Annotated in this window: 10 protein-coding genes and 1 pseudogene; 4 read left to right on the top strand and 7 right to left on the bottom strand. The window is 71.9% G+C overall.

The annotated features are described in order from the left end of the window. Positions 1-47 precede the first annotated feature (47 nt). Entirely contained in the window at positions 48-1,592 is a 1,545-nt protein-coding gene (locus tag QM626_RS00565; RefSeq protein WP_415072818.1) for an ABC transporter substrate-binding protein, read from the bottom strand. Then, entirely contained in the window at positions 1,589-2,863 is a 1,275-nt protein-coding gene (locus QM626_RS00560; protein ID WP_415072816.1) for an ABC transporter substrate-binding protein, read from the bottom strand. The genes QM626_RS00565 and QM626_RS00560 overlap by 4 nt, the downstream gene beginning before the upstream one ends. A gap of 253 nt (positions 2,864-3,116) precedes the next feature. Between QM626_RS00560 and QM626_RS00555 the strand changes: the two genes are divergently transcribed. Beyond that, positions 3,117-4,670: an ABC transporter substrate-binding protein gene (locus tag QM626_RS00555; protein WP_415072814.1), complete on the top strand. Its 1,554-nt coding sequence runs from the start codon at positions 3,117-3,119 to the stop codon at positions 4,668-4,670. 204 nt (positions 4,671-4,874) lie between these two features. On the opposite strand, the pseudogene QM626_RS00550 reads toward QM626_RS00555, so the two are convergent. After that, a pseudogene (locus QM626_RS00550) lies at positions 4,875-5,057 on the bottom strand (GntR family transcriptional regulator); the annotation flags it as partial. A 221-nt stretch (positions 5,058-5,278) separates the two neighbouring features. Between QM626_RS00550 and QM626_RS00545 the strand changes: the two are divergent. After that, positions 5,279-6,328 carry an NAD-dependent epimerase/dehydratase family protein gene (locus tag QM626_RS00545; RefSeq protein WP_415072812.1) on the top strand — a complete coding sequence of 350 codons (1,050 nt, stop codon included), beginning with the start codon at positions 5,279-5,281 and terminating at the stop codon, positions 6,326-6,328. 28 nt (positions 6,329-6,356) lie between these two features. Here QM626_RS00545 and QM626_RS00540 read toward each other — a convergent pair whose 3' ends face one another. Both QM626_RS00540 and QM626_RS00535 read right to left on the bottom strand, forming a co-directional pair. Beyond that, positions 6,357-7,289 (bottom strand): LysR family transcriptional regulator, encoded by a 933-nt coding sequence (locus tag QM626_RS00540; RefSeq protein WP_415072810.1) that lies wholly within the window; start codon positions 7,287-7,289, stop codon positions 6,357-6,359. Beyond that, positions 7,286-8,197, bottom strand: a complete 912-nt coding sequence (locus QM626_RS00535) for a LysR family transcriptional regulator (protein ID WP_415072808.1) — start codon at positions 8,195-8,197, stop codon at positions 7,286-7,288. The genes QM626_RS00540 and QM626_RS00535 overlap by 4 nt, the downstream gene beginning before the upstream one ends. A 249-nt stretch (positions 8,198-8,446) precedes the next feature. Between QM626_RS00535 and QM626_RS00530 the strand changes: the two genes are divergently transcribed. Together QM626_RS00530 and QM626_RS00525 are read left to right on the top strand one after the other, a co-directional pair. Beyond that, the gene (locus tag QM626_RS00530; protein WP_415072806.1) at positions 8,447-9,697 is read left to right on the top strand and encodes a Bcr/CflA family efflux MFS transporter; all 1,251 of its coding nucleotides are present in this window, start codon (positions 8,447-8,449) and stop codon (positions 9,695-9,697) included. 64 nt (positions 9,698-9,761) lie between these two features. Next, positions 9,762-11,789, top strand: coding sequence for an FAD-dependent oxidoreductase (locus tag QM626_RS00525; protein WP_415072804.1), 2,028 nt, complete (start codon positions 9,762-9,764; stop codon positions 11,787-11,789). Positions 11,790-11,840: 51 nt separating this feature from the next. On the opposite strand, the gene QM626_RS00520 is transcribed toward QM626_RS00525, so the two are convergent. Then, positions 11,841-12,668 (bottom strand): ABC transporter ATP-binding protein, encoded by an 828-nt coding sequence (locus QM626_RS00520; RefSeq protein WP_415072802.1) that lies wholly within the window; start codon positions 12,666-12,668, stop codon positions 11,841-11,843. After that, positions 12,665-13,567, bottom strand: a 903-nt coding sequence (locus tag QM626_RS00515) for an ABC transporter ATP-binding protein (RefSeq protein WP_415072800.1), incomplete at its 5' end; no start/stop codon positions are given. The genes QM626_RS00520 and QM626_RS00515, both read right to left, overlap by 4 nt.

The following is a 13,567-nucleotide window of genomic DNA, read 5'->3' as shown; positions in this document are numbered from 1 at the left end:
CTATCGCCGGCCGGAGATCTCCGGCCGGGCCCCGCTCTCGTGTCCGCTCAGCTCGCCGGCACCACGTCGGTGATGTCGAACCCGCTGGTGGCGGGGTTGTGCGCCGCGCTCACGTCGATCGTGTCCGCCGAGACCCAGATGTCCGGCGTGCTGCTGATCGGCACCGTCAGCGCCGTCTCGTCGATGTAGGAGAGCACCGCGGTCCAGTCGCTCTCCGCGTTCGTGGCACGCGCCGTCTCGGTGAGCGCCACCAGCCGGTCGTCGACCTGCCCGAGCGGGTTCATGACCGCGTTCTCGCCATAGAAGAAGTCGATGAACTGCGACACGCTGGACTGTGCCATCGGCATCGCCGCACCGGCGACCGTCCCGGTGGCCAGCGCCGCCGCGAAGCCGGCGATGTCCGGCACGGTCTGGATGTCGAGATGGATGCCGACGGCCGACAGATACCCGTCGATCGCCTGCATGAACGTCGACGCCACGCCCTCCCCGGTGATGACGACCGGGATCGTGAAGCCGTCCGCGTATCCGGCCTCGGACAGCAGCTCTTTCGCCGCGTCGGGGTCGTAGGCGTAGGTCGACTCGAGGGCGTCGTCGAAGCCGAGCCACGTCGAGTTCGCCGCCTGTACGCGAGGCCCGGCGAGGCCGCCGAACACGGCGGTGGTGATCGCGTCACGGTCGAGCGCGTACATGATCGCCTGCCGCACCCGCTCGTCGCCGAGCGCCGGGACGACCTCGCCCTGCGTGTCGAGCAGCTCCAACCCGAGCCATGCCGGCGTGCCCAGCGTCACGGTCAGGTCGTCGTGCGCGGCCAGCGTGCTCGACCACGACGTCGACACCGACGAGTAGACGAGGTCGACCTGGTCGCTCAGCAGCGCGGCGGTCTGCGCGGACTCGGTCGAGATCACCGGCAGTTCGACCGAGTCGAAGTGGATCCGCGACTGGTCGTAGTACGTGTCGGAGGGGACGAGGTCGTATTCGGAGCCGACCTGGATGTCCGAGTAGACGTAGGGGCCGATGCCGTGCGACTCCGTCTCCAGCAGCGTCGGGTCGGCCACGCCGGTCGGGCTGATGACGCTGCCCCCGAAATAGGTGCCGGTCAGCAGCAGCGGCAGGTCCGGGTCGGCGACCTCGCTGGTGAAGCGCACCGTGTCGTCGTCGACCTTCGCACTCGTGATGCCGCCGTAGAGCGAGGCGTTCGGGCCGCCGGCGCCGACGAAGTACTCGAACGACCCCACGACGGCGTCCGCGTCCAGGGCGTCGCCGTCGGAGAAGCTCAGGCCGTCGCGCAGCGTGAGGGTGAGCGAGGTGTACGTGTCGTCGTCCCAGGACCAGTCCTCGGCGAGCTGGCCGACGACCGTGCCGTCGTCGTCGGTGTCGAGCAGGGACTCGTACGCGAGCCGCGGCACCTGCGCCGCCTGGTTGGACAGGGCCGGGTTGATGCTCTCCATCGTCTGCGTGGAGACCCGCAGCACGTCTCCTCGTGCGCTCGTCGAGTCGCTCGTGCTCGTCCCGCTGCAGGCGGTGAGCGAGAGCGCGACGAGCGCCGCGGCGGCGATGCCGGCTCCGGTGCGCCATCCGAGTCTTCCGATCATGTGGGATTTCCTTCCTGGGGTGTGGCTGCGGTGCTCTCGCACCCGCCGTCGGCATGGGGTCGCGGCTCCGCCCAGTCGGCGACGAGGCTCCATTCGCCGTCGCCGCGGTAGCCGTACCAGCGGGCGGCGCGTGTGCCGACCGCGATCTCGTCGGGATCGGCACGCACCGGCGTGGCGGGCGGCCCGAGGAACACCGGTCCGCGGTACTGCGCGATCGCCGCGCGCACGGCATCCCGGTCCACCTCGCGGTCCGCGAGCGGGGCGAGGATGCGGGCGAGCGTCATCACCGACCCGAAGGCCGGCACCGACGTCATGAACAGGTCACCCGGGTCCACGCCGGGCAGGTGCTGCCGGATGGCGGCGAGGTAGGCGGCCACGTGCCCGGTCGGGTCGGGCGCGGCCACGAGAGGGTCGGGCGCCATGTAGGTCCAGCGCGGCAGGTCGCCGAGCTCGTCGGCCAGCTGCTCGGTGAGGCCGAACGGCAGCGCGAGGACGGGGCCGTCATAACCCACCCGTTCGAGCGCGCGGGCGTTGAGCGCGACGGTCTCCGGGTTGGGGATCGCCAGCAGGACGACGGCCTGCGCGTCGCGGACGCCGGCATCGGCGACGGCGCGGTCCACGCCCGTCTGGTCGGTCCAGCCCAGCGGGGACCGGCCGAGGGCGCCGTAGTAGCCGACGCGGGCGACGCCGCCGCGAGCGGCCATCGCGTCGCGGATCGCCGCCTCGATCGGGTCGGAGGTGCGGTCGAACGCGACGCGCACGACGGCGACCTCGTCCACGTCGAGCACGTTCGTCAGATAGTGCGCGAACGCGGGCGCGGGCGCGGCCGATCCCGCCGTCAGGCAGTAGGCGCCGGGACTTGCCAGATCATGACGGCCGATGGGCGACATGACGGCGACGGCGATCCGGCCGCCGAGCGCACGGTGCAGCGCCGCGCCGCCCAGCCCCATGCTGCCCTCCAGCACGAGGCGGACGGCGGGGTCGGCGAGGAGCTCGGCCGCGGCCGCGGCGCTCTCGTCGTCCGAGCCGTCCACCCCGAACCTGCGCACGGCGAGCGGGCGGCCGCCGACGCCCCCGAACCGTTCGTTCAGCAGAGCGACGGCCGTCAGCATGACCCGGTCGACATCGGGCTGGGCGAACGGCCCGGCGGCGTTGGTCACCCACCCGATGGTGAGGGGCTCGCGTGCGGCGTCGGCGGGGCCGGCCGTGGCGCCGAGGTAGGCGGCGAGCGGCGCGAGCCCGTCGTTCTCGCCGGCAGAGGTCGTCGTCATCCGGATGACTCGCTTTCTCGCGTGACCCCGCCGCGACGGAGTCGTCGTGCACGCACACCGCCGTGCATGCCTCGCCACATGCTCGCAATCGTCGCGACCGCCGCCGCGCACGGTTTCGCATGTCAGGTATCAATCGCGCCCGCCGCTGATGGCACCCATCAGCAGGCGTGCGCGGACGATCCGGGGCGCGTCGGTAGCGTCGCTGGAACCGGTCGGTGTCGACCGGATCCCGCATCCGTGACGAAGGAGTCCCATGCCTCGCTCACCCCGGCCCGTCATCCGTCTGCTCGCCGCCGTGGCCGTCGCGCTGTCGTTCACGCTGTCGCTCGCGGCCTGCGGCGCGACAGGAAGCACCGCCAGCGCCACCGGCTCCCGCGGCGACGTGCTCCGCTTCCCGACGACGAACCCGGAGAGCCTCGACCCGGCCAAGGTGAACCAGGCGGCGACGCTGCCGCGGCTGGCCTACGCGTCGCTGCTCGCCGTCGACGACGACGGCGAATACGTGGGGCTCCTCGGCGACCACTGGTCATGGGACGACGACACGTACACCTCGTTGACGGTGACGCTGCGCGACGGGCTCGTCTTCTCCGACGGGGACGCGCTGACCGCGGACGCCGTCGTCGACTCGTACGCCTACTTCCTCGCGACCGGAGGCCCGAACGCCTCGAACTACAGCGACGTGACGATCGCGAAGGTCGACGACCTCACCGTGCGCTACACGAGCGCCTCGCCGAACCCGAACCTGCCGATGCTGCTCACCGACACCTATTACGGCGGCTCCCCCATCAGCCCGACCGGCATCGCCGATCCGACGCGGCTGGAGACCGAGTCGCACGGCGCCGGACCGTACGTGTACGACACGATCGCGTCGGGGGTGGAGTACACGCTCGTCGCCAACGACACGTACTTCGACCAGTCGCAGATCCATTTCGACAGCATCGACGCGCCCGTGCTCACGAGCGAGTCGTCACGCACCGCGGCGCTGCTGTCCGACCAGGTCGACCTCGTGTTCTCCTCGGTGTCGACGACATGGGCGCAGACCGTCGCCGCCAACGACGACCTGACGCTGACGGTCGGGCTCCCCGCCTGGATCGGCCTCGAGCTGATCGACACCCAGGGCGAGGTCGTCCCCGCGCTCGCGAACCTCGAGGTGCGGCAGGCGCTCATGTACGCCCTCGACCGGGACGCGATCACGCAGGCGGTCTACGGCTCCGACGCCCAGCCCCGGGTGCAGGCGGCGAACGCGACCTGGCTCGGCTTCGACGAGGCGCTCGAGGACACCTATCCCTACGACGTCGACAAGGCGAAGGCCCTGCTCGCCGACGCCGGGTACGCGGACGGGTTCACCCTGCCGGTGGCCGTCACCGCCGGCGACGTGAGCGAGACCCTGCTCCAGGCCGTCGGCGGGTATCTCGACGCGGTCGGCATCACGCTGGAGATCGACTCCGTCCCCGACATCGCGGGGCTGCTCTCGGCGATGACGTCGGGCACGATCGCGGGGATCGCGCTGCCGAACGCGCAGGCCACGGTCGCCCAGTTCGTGAGCGCGGTCTACGCGCCGAACGCCGTGCTGAACCCGCTCGGGGAGGACTACTCCGAGATCACCACGATGGTCGCCGCGGCGAACGCGTCGAACAGCGAGGCGGACTGGCAGGCGATCATCCAGTACATCAACGAGCAGGCCCTCACCATCCCGGTGAGCAACGCCCCGGACATCTGGATCTCCGGACCCGACGTCGACGTCAGCGACGCGGTGAACCCGGCCACGTCCCAGTTCGACGTGCTGCGGGTGCGGGCGGCGAGCTGACGCGACCGGCGGGGTCCACCCTGCCGCCTCTGCCACGGGCGCGGCCCTCAGCTGCTCCGTCCGACCGCCGAGCGCGATGACGCGCTCCCGTTGGGCCGGCGACAGACGCGAGACGCCCTGCCAGTAGATCTCCGCGCAGAGGACGGCCCAGTTGTCGAGGATCTCCAGCATGTCCGAGACGCCCAGCCGGGTGACCCTGGTGCCCACCCGAGGAACGGACTCGACGAACCTCTCCAGCTCGAGCCGGGCCAGGGCATCGCGGATCGGCGTCAGGCCGTACCCCAGCGACGCCGCCAGAGTGCGCTCGCTGATCTGCGTGCCCGGCGGCAGCTCGAGGGTCACGATCCGCGCACGCAGGATCGCGTACACCTCGTCTGCGTGGGCCATCCGTCTTAGGGTACGACCTCCGGCATCCTGCGATGAGCCGAGCACCGGCGCCTCACCGTTGCACACCTCGCATCATCGGCACGGCTGGAGCGATCACGATCTCTCCTCCGCGCGCCCCGTGCGTGCGCCGGCCGGGCGCATGGCAGCTATCGGAATGAGCGGGTGCGTCGACCGGGCATCCTCGCCCAGGCTGGAGGCACACAAGCGGGAGGACGGACGCGATGAAGAGTGCGTTGATCATCGGTGGGAGCGGTCAGATCGGTCGGGCGGCGGCAGCGCGGCTGGGCCGGGCGGGGTGGTCGGTCACGTTGGCGAGCCGGTCCGGAGACACGGTGGATGCCCGTTTCGCCGGCCTCGACGTGCGGTCGACGGTCCTGGACCGCAACGACACCGCCGCCGTGCACGCCGCGGCCGCGGGGCAGGACCTCGTCGTCGACACGGTCGCGTTCACCCCCGCCCACGGCGCCCAGCTGACGGGCCTCGCCGGCGAGACCGCCTCCCTCGTGGTCATCTCGACCGGGGCCGTCTATCAGGGCAGCAACGGGACCACGAGCGAGACCGCCGAGGGCGATGACCAGTTCCCCGAGTATCCGGTGCCGATCCCCGAGGAGTGGCAGACCCTGCCTCCCGGCGGCACGGACTACGGATCGGCGAAGGCCGACCTCGAGCGCACCCTGCTCGCCGCCGACGACCTGCCCGTCACGATCCTGCGACCGGGCACGCTGCACGGGCCGTACAGCACGTCGCTGCACCAGTGGTCGTTCATCAAGCGTGCCCTGGACGGGCGCACCGTGGTCCCTCTCGCCTACGACGGGAAGAGCCGGTTCTCGACGTCGGCCGCGGACAACGTGGCGCGGCTGATCCAGCTGGCCGCCGAGCAGCCCGGGAAGCGGGTGCTCAACGCGGCCGACGACGACGCCCTCACCGTCGAGCAGATCGGGCGGCGGGTCTTCGCCCTCATGGGCCATGAGGCCGAGTTCGTGACCTTCCCGGGCGGCCCGAAGGAGGGCCGAGTGGGGTTCAACCCCTGGGGCATCCCGCGCGACATCGTGCTCGACATGGGCCGCGCCCGCACCGAGCTCGGGTACGAGCAGGCGATCGGGTACGACGACGCGCTCCGCGAGGACATCGACTGGGCCGTCGCCGCCGTCCACGACGCGGAAGCAGCGGGCCGCGACTGGACCAGCGTGTTCCCCGGCGTCGTCGCCCGCTACGGCGCCGACGGCTGGTTCCCCTACGACGCAGAGGACGCCTACCTCGCGTCGCGCTGAACCGCGCCGGGCCCGCGGATGCCGGCGCTCACCGCCCCTGTTCGTCGAGGCCGTCCGGGAACTCGACTTTCACCGCGGCCCGCCGCAGCACGGTGAGAAACCACTGCAGGGCCGCGTCGTCGCGGCGCGTGGGGTGCCAGTGCGCCGCCTCCACGATCGTCGCCGGGCGCATGTCCGTCTCGGCGACGACCACGCCCGCCTCCGCCGCACGCGCGGCGGCGCGAGCCGGAACGATGGCGAAGCAGGGCGTGCCCACCACCATCTCCGCCAGGTGGAGCGAGGGCGCCCCGGTCACGATCGCGACGGCGTCCAGCCCGACCGCCGCCATCATCCCCGCCGCGCGGCGCGCATACACGCCGCCGGCCAGCTGGGGCATCTCGGCGAGAGCGGTGATGTCGATGCGGCCGTCGCGCAGGCGCGGATTGCGCCGGTCGACGACGACGACCAGCTGGTCCGAGTACAGCGACAGCGTGCGTCCGGGGAAGCCCTGGTCGGTGCTGGCGATGACCGCGTCCCGCCGCTGGAGCAGACCCTCGACGGCGGCGGTGTCGGCGGGCAGGTCGGTGTCGAAGTCCACCGTCACGTGGGGGCCCTCCTCTCGCAGGATGGTCCTCACCGGCGCGGCCAGCTCGCGGGCCACCACCTCCGACGCGGCGATCAGGAAGAACCGCTGCGCCGTGGCCGGGTCGAAACTGGTCCGCACGGCGTAGAGCGCTTCGATCTGCTCGACGGCGTTGCGCACGGCGGGCGCCATGGCCTCGGCGACCGGCGTCAGCTGCGAGACGCGCCCGCTGCGCACCAGGATCGGGTCGCCCAGCTGTGCCCGCAGGCGCGCCAGGGCGCTGCTCATGGTCGGCTGCGCCATGCCGATCGCCTCGCCGGCACGCGTCAGGTGCCGGTGGGTCAGGATGGCGTCGAGGACGACGATGAGATTGGCGTCGACCCGTGGCGGCGCGCTCATGGGACCGCGAACTCCGCGATCAACCGTGCGGTCAGCCAGGCATGGCCCGGATCGCCGCGCCGCGCCGGATGCCACCACAACGCCGTCAGGCTGTCGATCGGCCCGAACGGAAGCTCCGCGATGACGGTGCCGGTGGCCGCGGCGAGGCGTCGTGCGACCCGTTCCGGCACGACGGCGCAGAGATCGGTGCCGGCCACGGCCGCCGGGAGCTGCAGGTAGCTGGTCAGCCGCACGACGGGCTCGCGCGCGAACCCGAGCTCCCCCAGGACCAGGTCGACCGGTGAACGGAAGTCCTTCTCCGCCTTCGCCACCACATGCGGCAGCCGCCGGAACGCGTCCCACGAGATCGGCTCGCCGTCGGCGGGTCGCTCCCGGTTCGCAGCGTCGAGCACGCAGACGAAGCGGTCCCGGTAGAGCGTCGCCGTCTCGCTCATCATGTCGCCCGCCGGCGGGACGGTGACGTAGTCGCGTTTGAGCAGCGCCTGATCGTTGGTCACGGGCTCCGCCGGCTCGGCGACGATCTCGAAGGAGAGGCCCGGTGCGTCCGCCGCGATGCGCGCCATCGACGGCCACAGCTCGGCGACGACGTGATCCGGCGCCACCAGCGAGAACGAGCGCACCGACGTGCTCGGATCGAACGGCTCGGTCGCCCCGAGCACCTCGTCGATCAGCGACACGCTGTGCTCGACCTGCGACCGCAACGAACGCGCGAAGGCCGTCAGCTCGAACTCGCGCCCCACCCGCACCAGGAGGTCGTCGCCGAACTGGAGACGCAGCCGCGAGAGCGCGACGCTCATCGCCGGCTGCCCCATCTGCAGTCGCTCGGCGGCACGCGTGACGTTGCACTCCTCGAGCAGCACGCGCAGACAGACGAGCAGGTCGAGGTCTCGATTCGACAGCAGTGTCACGGGTTCCTCCGAAAAACACGGTACGCGACGGCGAAGCCGGTCGCATGCCGGAGTCGCACCGGACGCGTCCTTCCCCGGCGACGTCGGAATAGCTCCTATTCCGACACTGTGGGGGCGGGTCCGCGCGGGCGCGCCTAGCGTTGATCGAAGACGACCGCCGGGCGACGAAGGGAGCGGACCGATGATGAGACCGCCCCGGTCCCCCCGCGTGGAGCACGGCCGGTGCTCTCCCCTGGCCGGGCGGCCGGCGTGACGGTGGACGCGCGCGCCGCCGCGCCGGCGATCGTGGCGGGCGGCGTGGGGATCGCCCCCCTGCTCACGCTCGGCGCCGTGGCCACGTTGGGCCCGCTGGGCACGGATGCCTTTCTGCCCGCGCTGCCCGACATGGGGCGCGACCTGGACGTCGCCGCGGCCACCGTCCAGCTCACGCTCTCGGCCTACACCGTGGGCATGGCGGCCGGGCAGCTCGTCGCGGGCCCGCTGTCGGACATGGTCGGACGCCGCCTCCCGTTGCGCGCCGGCCTCTCCCTGATGGCCGTCGGAGCCTGGAGCGCGGCGTTCAGCGTGGACGCGACGATGCTGGTGGCCTGCTGCGCGGCGATGGGCGTCGGAGCGTCGTTCTCGACCGTGACCGGACGCGCCGTGATCTCGGACCGCGTCGACCGAGCGCGGCTCGCGCGCACCTACGCGATGCTCGGAACCCTGACCAGCCTGGGCCCGATCCTCGGTCCCCTCGCCGGCGTGGCGCTGTCCTCGGTGTGGGGGTGGCGATCCATCTTCATCACCCTGGGGCTGCTGGCGGCGGCGTGTCTCGTCTCCTGCATCGTCGGCATCCCGGAGAGCCTGCGCCGATCGAGCCGTGACACGGCTGCGTTGCGCGCCCTCCCGCGGCGTGTCGGACGAGCCCTGCGCTCGCGCGCGTACGCGCGGGGCGCGACGGTGATCTGGTTCGGCTTCGGCGGCATGTTCGCCTACGTCGCCTCGTCGTCGTTCCTGCTCCAGGAGACCCTGGGCATGTCGGGGCTCACGTACGCCGGAGCCTATGCGCTCAACGGCATCGCGCTCATCTGCGCCGGGCTGCTCTCGGCCCGTCTCCTGCGCCGGCTGCGTCCGCAGGTCGTCATGGCGCTGGGGCTGGCCGTCGAGAGCACGGGTGCGCTCCTGATGGTGGTGGCGCTCGTCTCGGGTGCGATCACCCCGGCCCTGGTCCTGCCGGCGCTGACCCTCATCGCCTGCAGCATGGGCTTCCTCTTCGGCCCGGCGATGGCCTACGGGCTGCGCGACCTCAGGGACGCGGCGGGCACGGCGCTCGGACTGCTGGGGACGGTGCAGTTCCTGATCGCGGGGATCGTCGCCGCGATCGCCGCATCCGGAACGGTCGTGGTGTCGTTCACCGCGACCGTCACCGTGAGTCTGGTCATCGCGTGGTCGGGCTGGCTGCTCTTCCGCGACCCGCCCGCGCGACGGGACGTGTCGGCGGAGACGACCGTCCATGCGTGACCACGTTGGACATGACGGCGCGGCGAGGACGCCCGCCGTCCGACTTCGAGAGATCGAGCACGATATGCAGACCGAACCGGTGCGGCCCTACCCGCAGTTGTTCTCCTCCGTCCGCGCCGGCAACCACATCCTCAAGAGCCGGCTGCTCTACCCGAACGCGTCTCCGCACTTCCTGCAGGGCCCCGAGACGTACCCGGCCGACGGCTTCCGCGCGTACTTCGCGTCCGTGGCCCGCAACGGCGCCGCCGTCATCACGATCGCGGAGTGGGACAACGCGCGCCAGCACGATGGGCCGTGGCAGCTCGACATCGCGCACATGCAGTCGTTCCGGCCGAGCCATCCGGCCGTGCAGAACTACATGTCACTGCTCGCCGAGGACGTGCACTTCTCCGGCTCGAAGCTGCTGGTCTCGGCCATGATCGACTGGCCCGAGGGGTACTCGCTCTACGGCGGCCCGCGTCAGGGGCCGGGCGGCGCACGGCCGGATGCCCCGATCGACGCCCCCATCCCCGCCGCGATGCTGCCGCAGGTCGTCGAGGGCTTCCTGGACAAGATGCGGATGTACCGCAGCTTCGGATACGACGGGGTGACGATGCGCGTCGACCGCGAGATCGTGCCGCAGCCGGACAGCCGCGACGACGACTACGCCAGCACGACGATGGCGAGCCGGTCGCGGTTCGTGCGCGAGCTGTACGCCGCGGTGAAACGCGAGTTCGGCGGCGACTTCCTCACCGAGGCGCAGATCGCATGGCAGCAGCCGACCGGATACGGCCACCGCACCACCGCGGGCGTCAGCGCGGACGAGGTCGCCGAGTACTGCCGGCTCGCCGATCGCGACCTCGACATCCTCCAGATCAGGGAGCAGGACGCCACCAGGTCGCACCCCACCGGCTACAACTTCACGTTCGGCGACCATCCCGCCGTCGGCTTCGCCCGGCGGCTGAAGCGCGAGGGGATCACCGCGCTGCTCGCGCCGATCGGCGGCTTCCAGGAGCCGGACGAGATGGAGGGGTACCTCGAGGAGGGGGCGTGCGACATGTTCGGCGTGGCCCGGGCCTTCATCGCCGACTCCGAGTACGGGGAGAAGATGAAGCAGGGCCGTGCGCTCGACATCATCCCGTGCCTGAAGTGCAACGTCTGCCACGGCAAGGTCGTCCCCGACCCCGAGCCGTGGGTGTCGGTGTGCTCGGTGAACCCGACGTTCGGGCTCGAGCACGAGCTGCCGAAGCTGCTGCGGCCGTCGACCGCCAAGTCGGTCGCGGTCGTCGGCGGCGGCGCAGCCGGCATGCGTGCCGCGATCGAGGCCGCGCAGCGCGGTCACACGGTCACCCTCTACGAGAAGACGGATGTGCTGGGCGGCCAGCTCGCGCACGCCGACGCCTTCGAGTTCAAGTGGCCGCTGAAGAACTACCGCGAGTGGCTGGTCAGGCAGCTGGACCAGAACGGCGTCGAGGTCGTGATGGGCTGCGCGCCGGATCCGGAGCAGCTGCGCGCGCGCGGGTTCGACGCGGTGATCGCCGCGACCGGGGCGGAGCCGATGGCCCCGACGGGCATCGATGGCGTCTTCGACGCCGAGGGACGCCGGCGCTACCCGATCGTCGACGAGATGTGGGGGCGGGAGCCCGAGCTGGGCCGGCGCGTCGCGATCGTCGGCGGATCCGAGGCCGGAGCGGAGATGGCGATCCACCTCGCCCGCCACGGGCACGAGGTGACCCTGCTGACGCGCCGCGCCGAGATCGCGCACGACGCGTCGAAGCTGCACTACGTCACGATGAGCTTCGTCAAGGAGCTGCCCGACGGGTCCTTCGAGGAGTCGCCGGAGTGGGAGCGGTACGACAACATCGACTGCATCGTGAACGCGCGCACCGTCGAGGTGGGCGACCACGGCGTCACGTACGTCGACGAGGAGGGCGCCGAGCACGTCGTCCCGGTCGACGACGTGCTCGTCAGCGGGGGCCGACGCCGCCTGCTCGAGGAGGCCCTGGCGTACGGCGAGGCCGCGGCGCAGTTCTACGCGATCGGCGACTGCGTGGGAGCCGGGAACGTGCAGGTCTGCACGCGGCAGGCCTATGCCCGGGCCGCGGTGATCTGAGCGGCCTCCGCCCCGAGCGGGCGATCCGGGCGGGACGGGTCCGGCGGCCGGTCAGCTCGCGGCGGCGGCGGCCTGCCGCAGGCTCCGCCGCCGCGCCTGCTCCGCCGGATCGGCGACGAGGGTGGCGGCCAGCAGGGCCGCGGTGTAGGGGTCCTGCGGGTCGCGAGCGACCCGCTCGGCGTCGCCGGTCTCGACGATCCGGCCCGCCCGCAGGACGATCGCCCGGTGCGAGACCGCGCGGACGACGTCGAGGTTGTGCGCGATGAAGATGTAGCTGATCCCGACCTCCTCCTGGAGCCCGATGAACAGGTCCAGGATCTGCGCCTGGATCGACAGGTCGAGGCTCGCCGTGGGCTCGTCGCAGATGATGAGGCGCGGACGCGGCAGGATCGCCCGGGCGATCGCGATCCGTTGACGTTGTCCGCCCGAGAACGAGCCCGGGTATCTGTCCTTCACCGTCGGGGACAGGCCGACCCGCACCAGCACGTCGTCGACGAGATCGACCCGCTCCCGGTGCGAGACGTCGGTGCGGGTGTACAGCGCCTCGAGCAGCGTCTGCCCGATGGTGCGGGTCGGGTTGAGGGAGCTGAAGGGATCCTGGAACACGTACTGCACCTGCCGGGCGAGGCGGCGGCGGGCGGCGCCTCGGGCGTGCGTGATCTCGGCGCCTTCCAGCTCGATGCGTCCCGCCGACACCGGGGCCAGGCCGATGATGGCCCGGGCGATCGTCGACTTGCCCGAGCCGGACTCGCCGACCAGCCCCACGGTCTCCCCCTGCCCGACCGTGAAGCTCACGTCGTCGACGGCCTGCGTGGCCGAGGCGCCGTGCCCGTACCGTACGCTCAGCCCGTCCACCCGCAGCGAGATCTCGTCGCTCATCGTCGGCCTTCCTCCAGCAGATCGGTCGTGGGGAGCTGGCCGCGCGAGGCCATCATGGCCGGGTTGGACGCCAGCAGCGCAGCGGTGTAGTCGTCGCCGGGATGCGCGAAGATGTCGGCCACGCTCGCCTCCTCGCGGACCACGCCGTGTCGCATGACGACCGCCTTGGTGCACAGGTCGGCCACGACGCCCCAGTCGTGGGTGATGATGAGGACGGCCATGCCGGTGCGTCTCTGGATGTCGCGCAGCAGATCGAGGATCTCCGCCTGCACCGTCACGTCCAGGGCGGTCGTGGGCTCGTCCGCGACCAGCAGCTTCGGGTCCTCGCACAGCGCCCGCGCGATCACGACGCGCTGCGCCATCCCGCCCGACAGCTCGAACGGATACTTCCGCATCACGGTCTCGACGTCGCGCAGCCGCACGCTGCGCAGCAGGTCGAGCGCCTTCTCGCGAGCATCCGCCTTCGACAGGGTCGGGCGGACGTGGCGCAGCGCCTCGACGAGCTGGCCGCCGACCGTCCAGTTCGGGTCGAGCGCGAGATGGGGCTCCTGGGCGATGTAGCCGATGCCGAGACGCGTGCGCTGCGCCGGCGAGAAGTCGCCGATCCCGGTGATGTCGGCCCCGTCCAGCACGACCCGGCCACCCGTGATGCGGCCGCCGCGCAGGATGCCCAGGATCGCCCGGGCGGTCGCCGTCTTGCCGCTGCCGGACTCGCCGACGAGCCCGACCGTCTCTCCGGCGTCGACGGTGAGGTCGATGCCGTGGACGACGCGGGTCGGGTCGTCGGGCCGGCCGTAGGAGATCTCCAGCCCCCTCACCTGCAGCAGCGGCCCGTCCGCGGCCACCGGCGCGGCGACGACCGGCGCCGGCGCCGCGTGCCGGTGCCCCGGACGGCGCGG

Origin of the sequence: Microbacterium sp., from assembly GCF_047606385.1 — a bacterium.
GTDB lineage: Bacteria > Actinomycetota > Actinomycetes > Actinomycetales > Microbacteriaceae > Microbacterium.
This window is presented reverse-complemented; position numbering and strand designations above follow the sequence as displayed.

Excerpts from the sequence above, each read along its gene's own strand:
- QM626_RS00565 (WP_415072818.1), bottom strand. The coding sequence starts at position 1,592 with ATGATCGGAAGACTCGGATGGCGCACCGGAGCCGGCATCGCCGCCGCG.
- QM626_RS00560 (WP_415072816.1), bottom strand. The coding sequence starts at position 2,863 with ATGACGACGACCTCTGCCGGCGAGAACGACGGGCTCGCGCCGCTCGCC.
- QM626_RS00555 (WP_415072814.1), top strand. The coding sequence starts at position 3,117 with ATGCCTCGCTCACCCCGGCCCGTCATCCGTCTGCTCGCCGCCGTGGCC.
- QM626_RS00545 (WP_415072812.1), top strand. The coding sequence starts at position 5,279 with ATGAAGAGTGCGTTGATCATCGGTGGGAGCGGTCAGATCGGTCGGGCG.
- QM626_RS00540 (WP_415072810.1), bottom strand. The coding sequence starts at position 7,289 with ATGAGCGCGCCGCCACGGGTCGACGCCAATCTCATCGTCGTCCTCGAC.
- QM626_RS00525 (WP_415072804.1), top strand. The coding sequence starts at position 9,762 with ATGCAGACCGAACCGGTGCGGCCCTACCCGCAGTTGTTCTCCTCCGTC.
- QM626_RS00520 (WP_415072802.1), bottom strand. The coding sequence starts at position 12,668 with ATGAGCGACGAGATCTCGCTGCGGGTGGACGGGCTGAGCGTACGGTAC.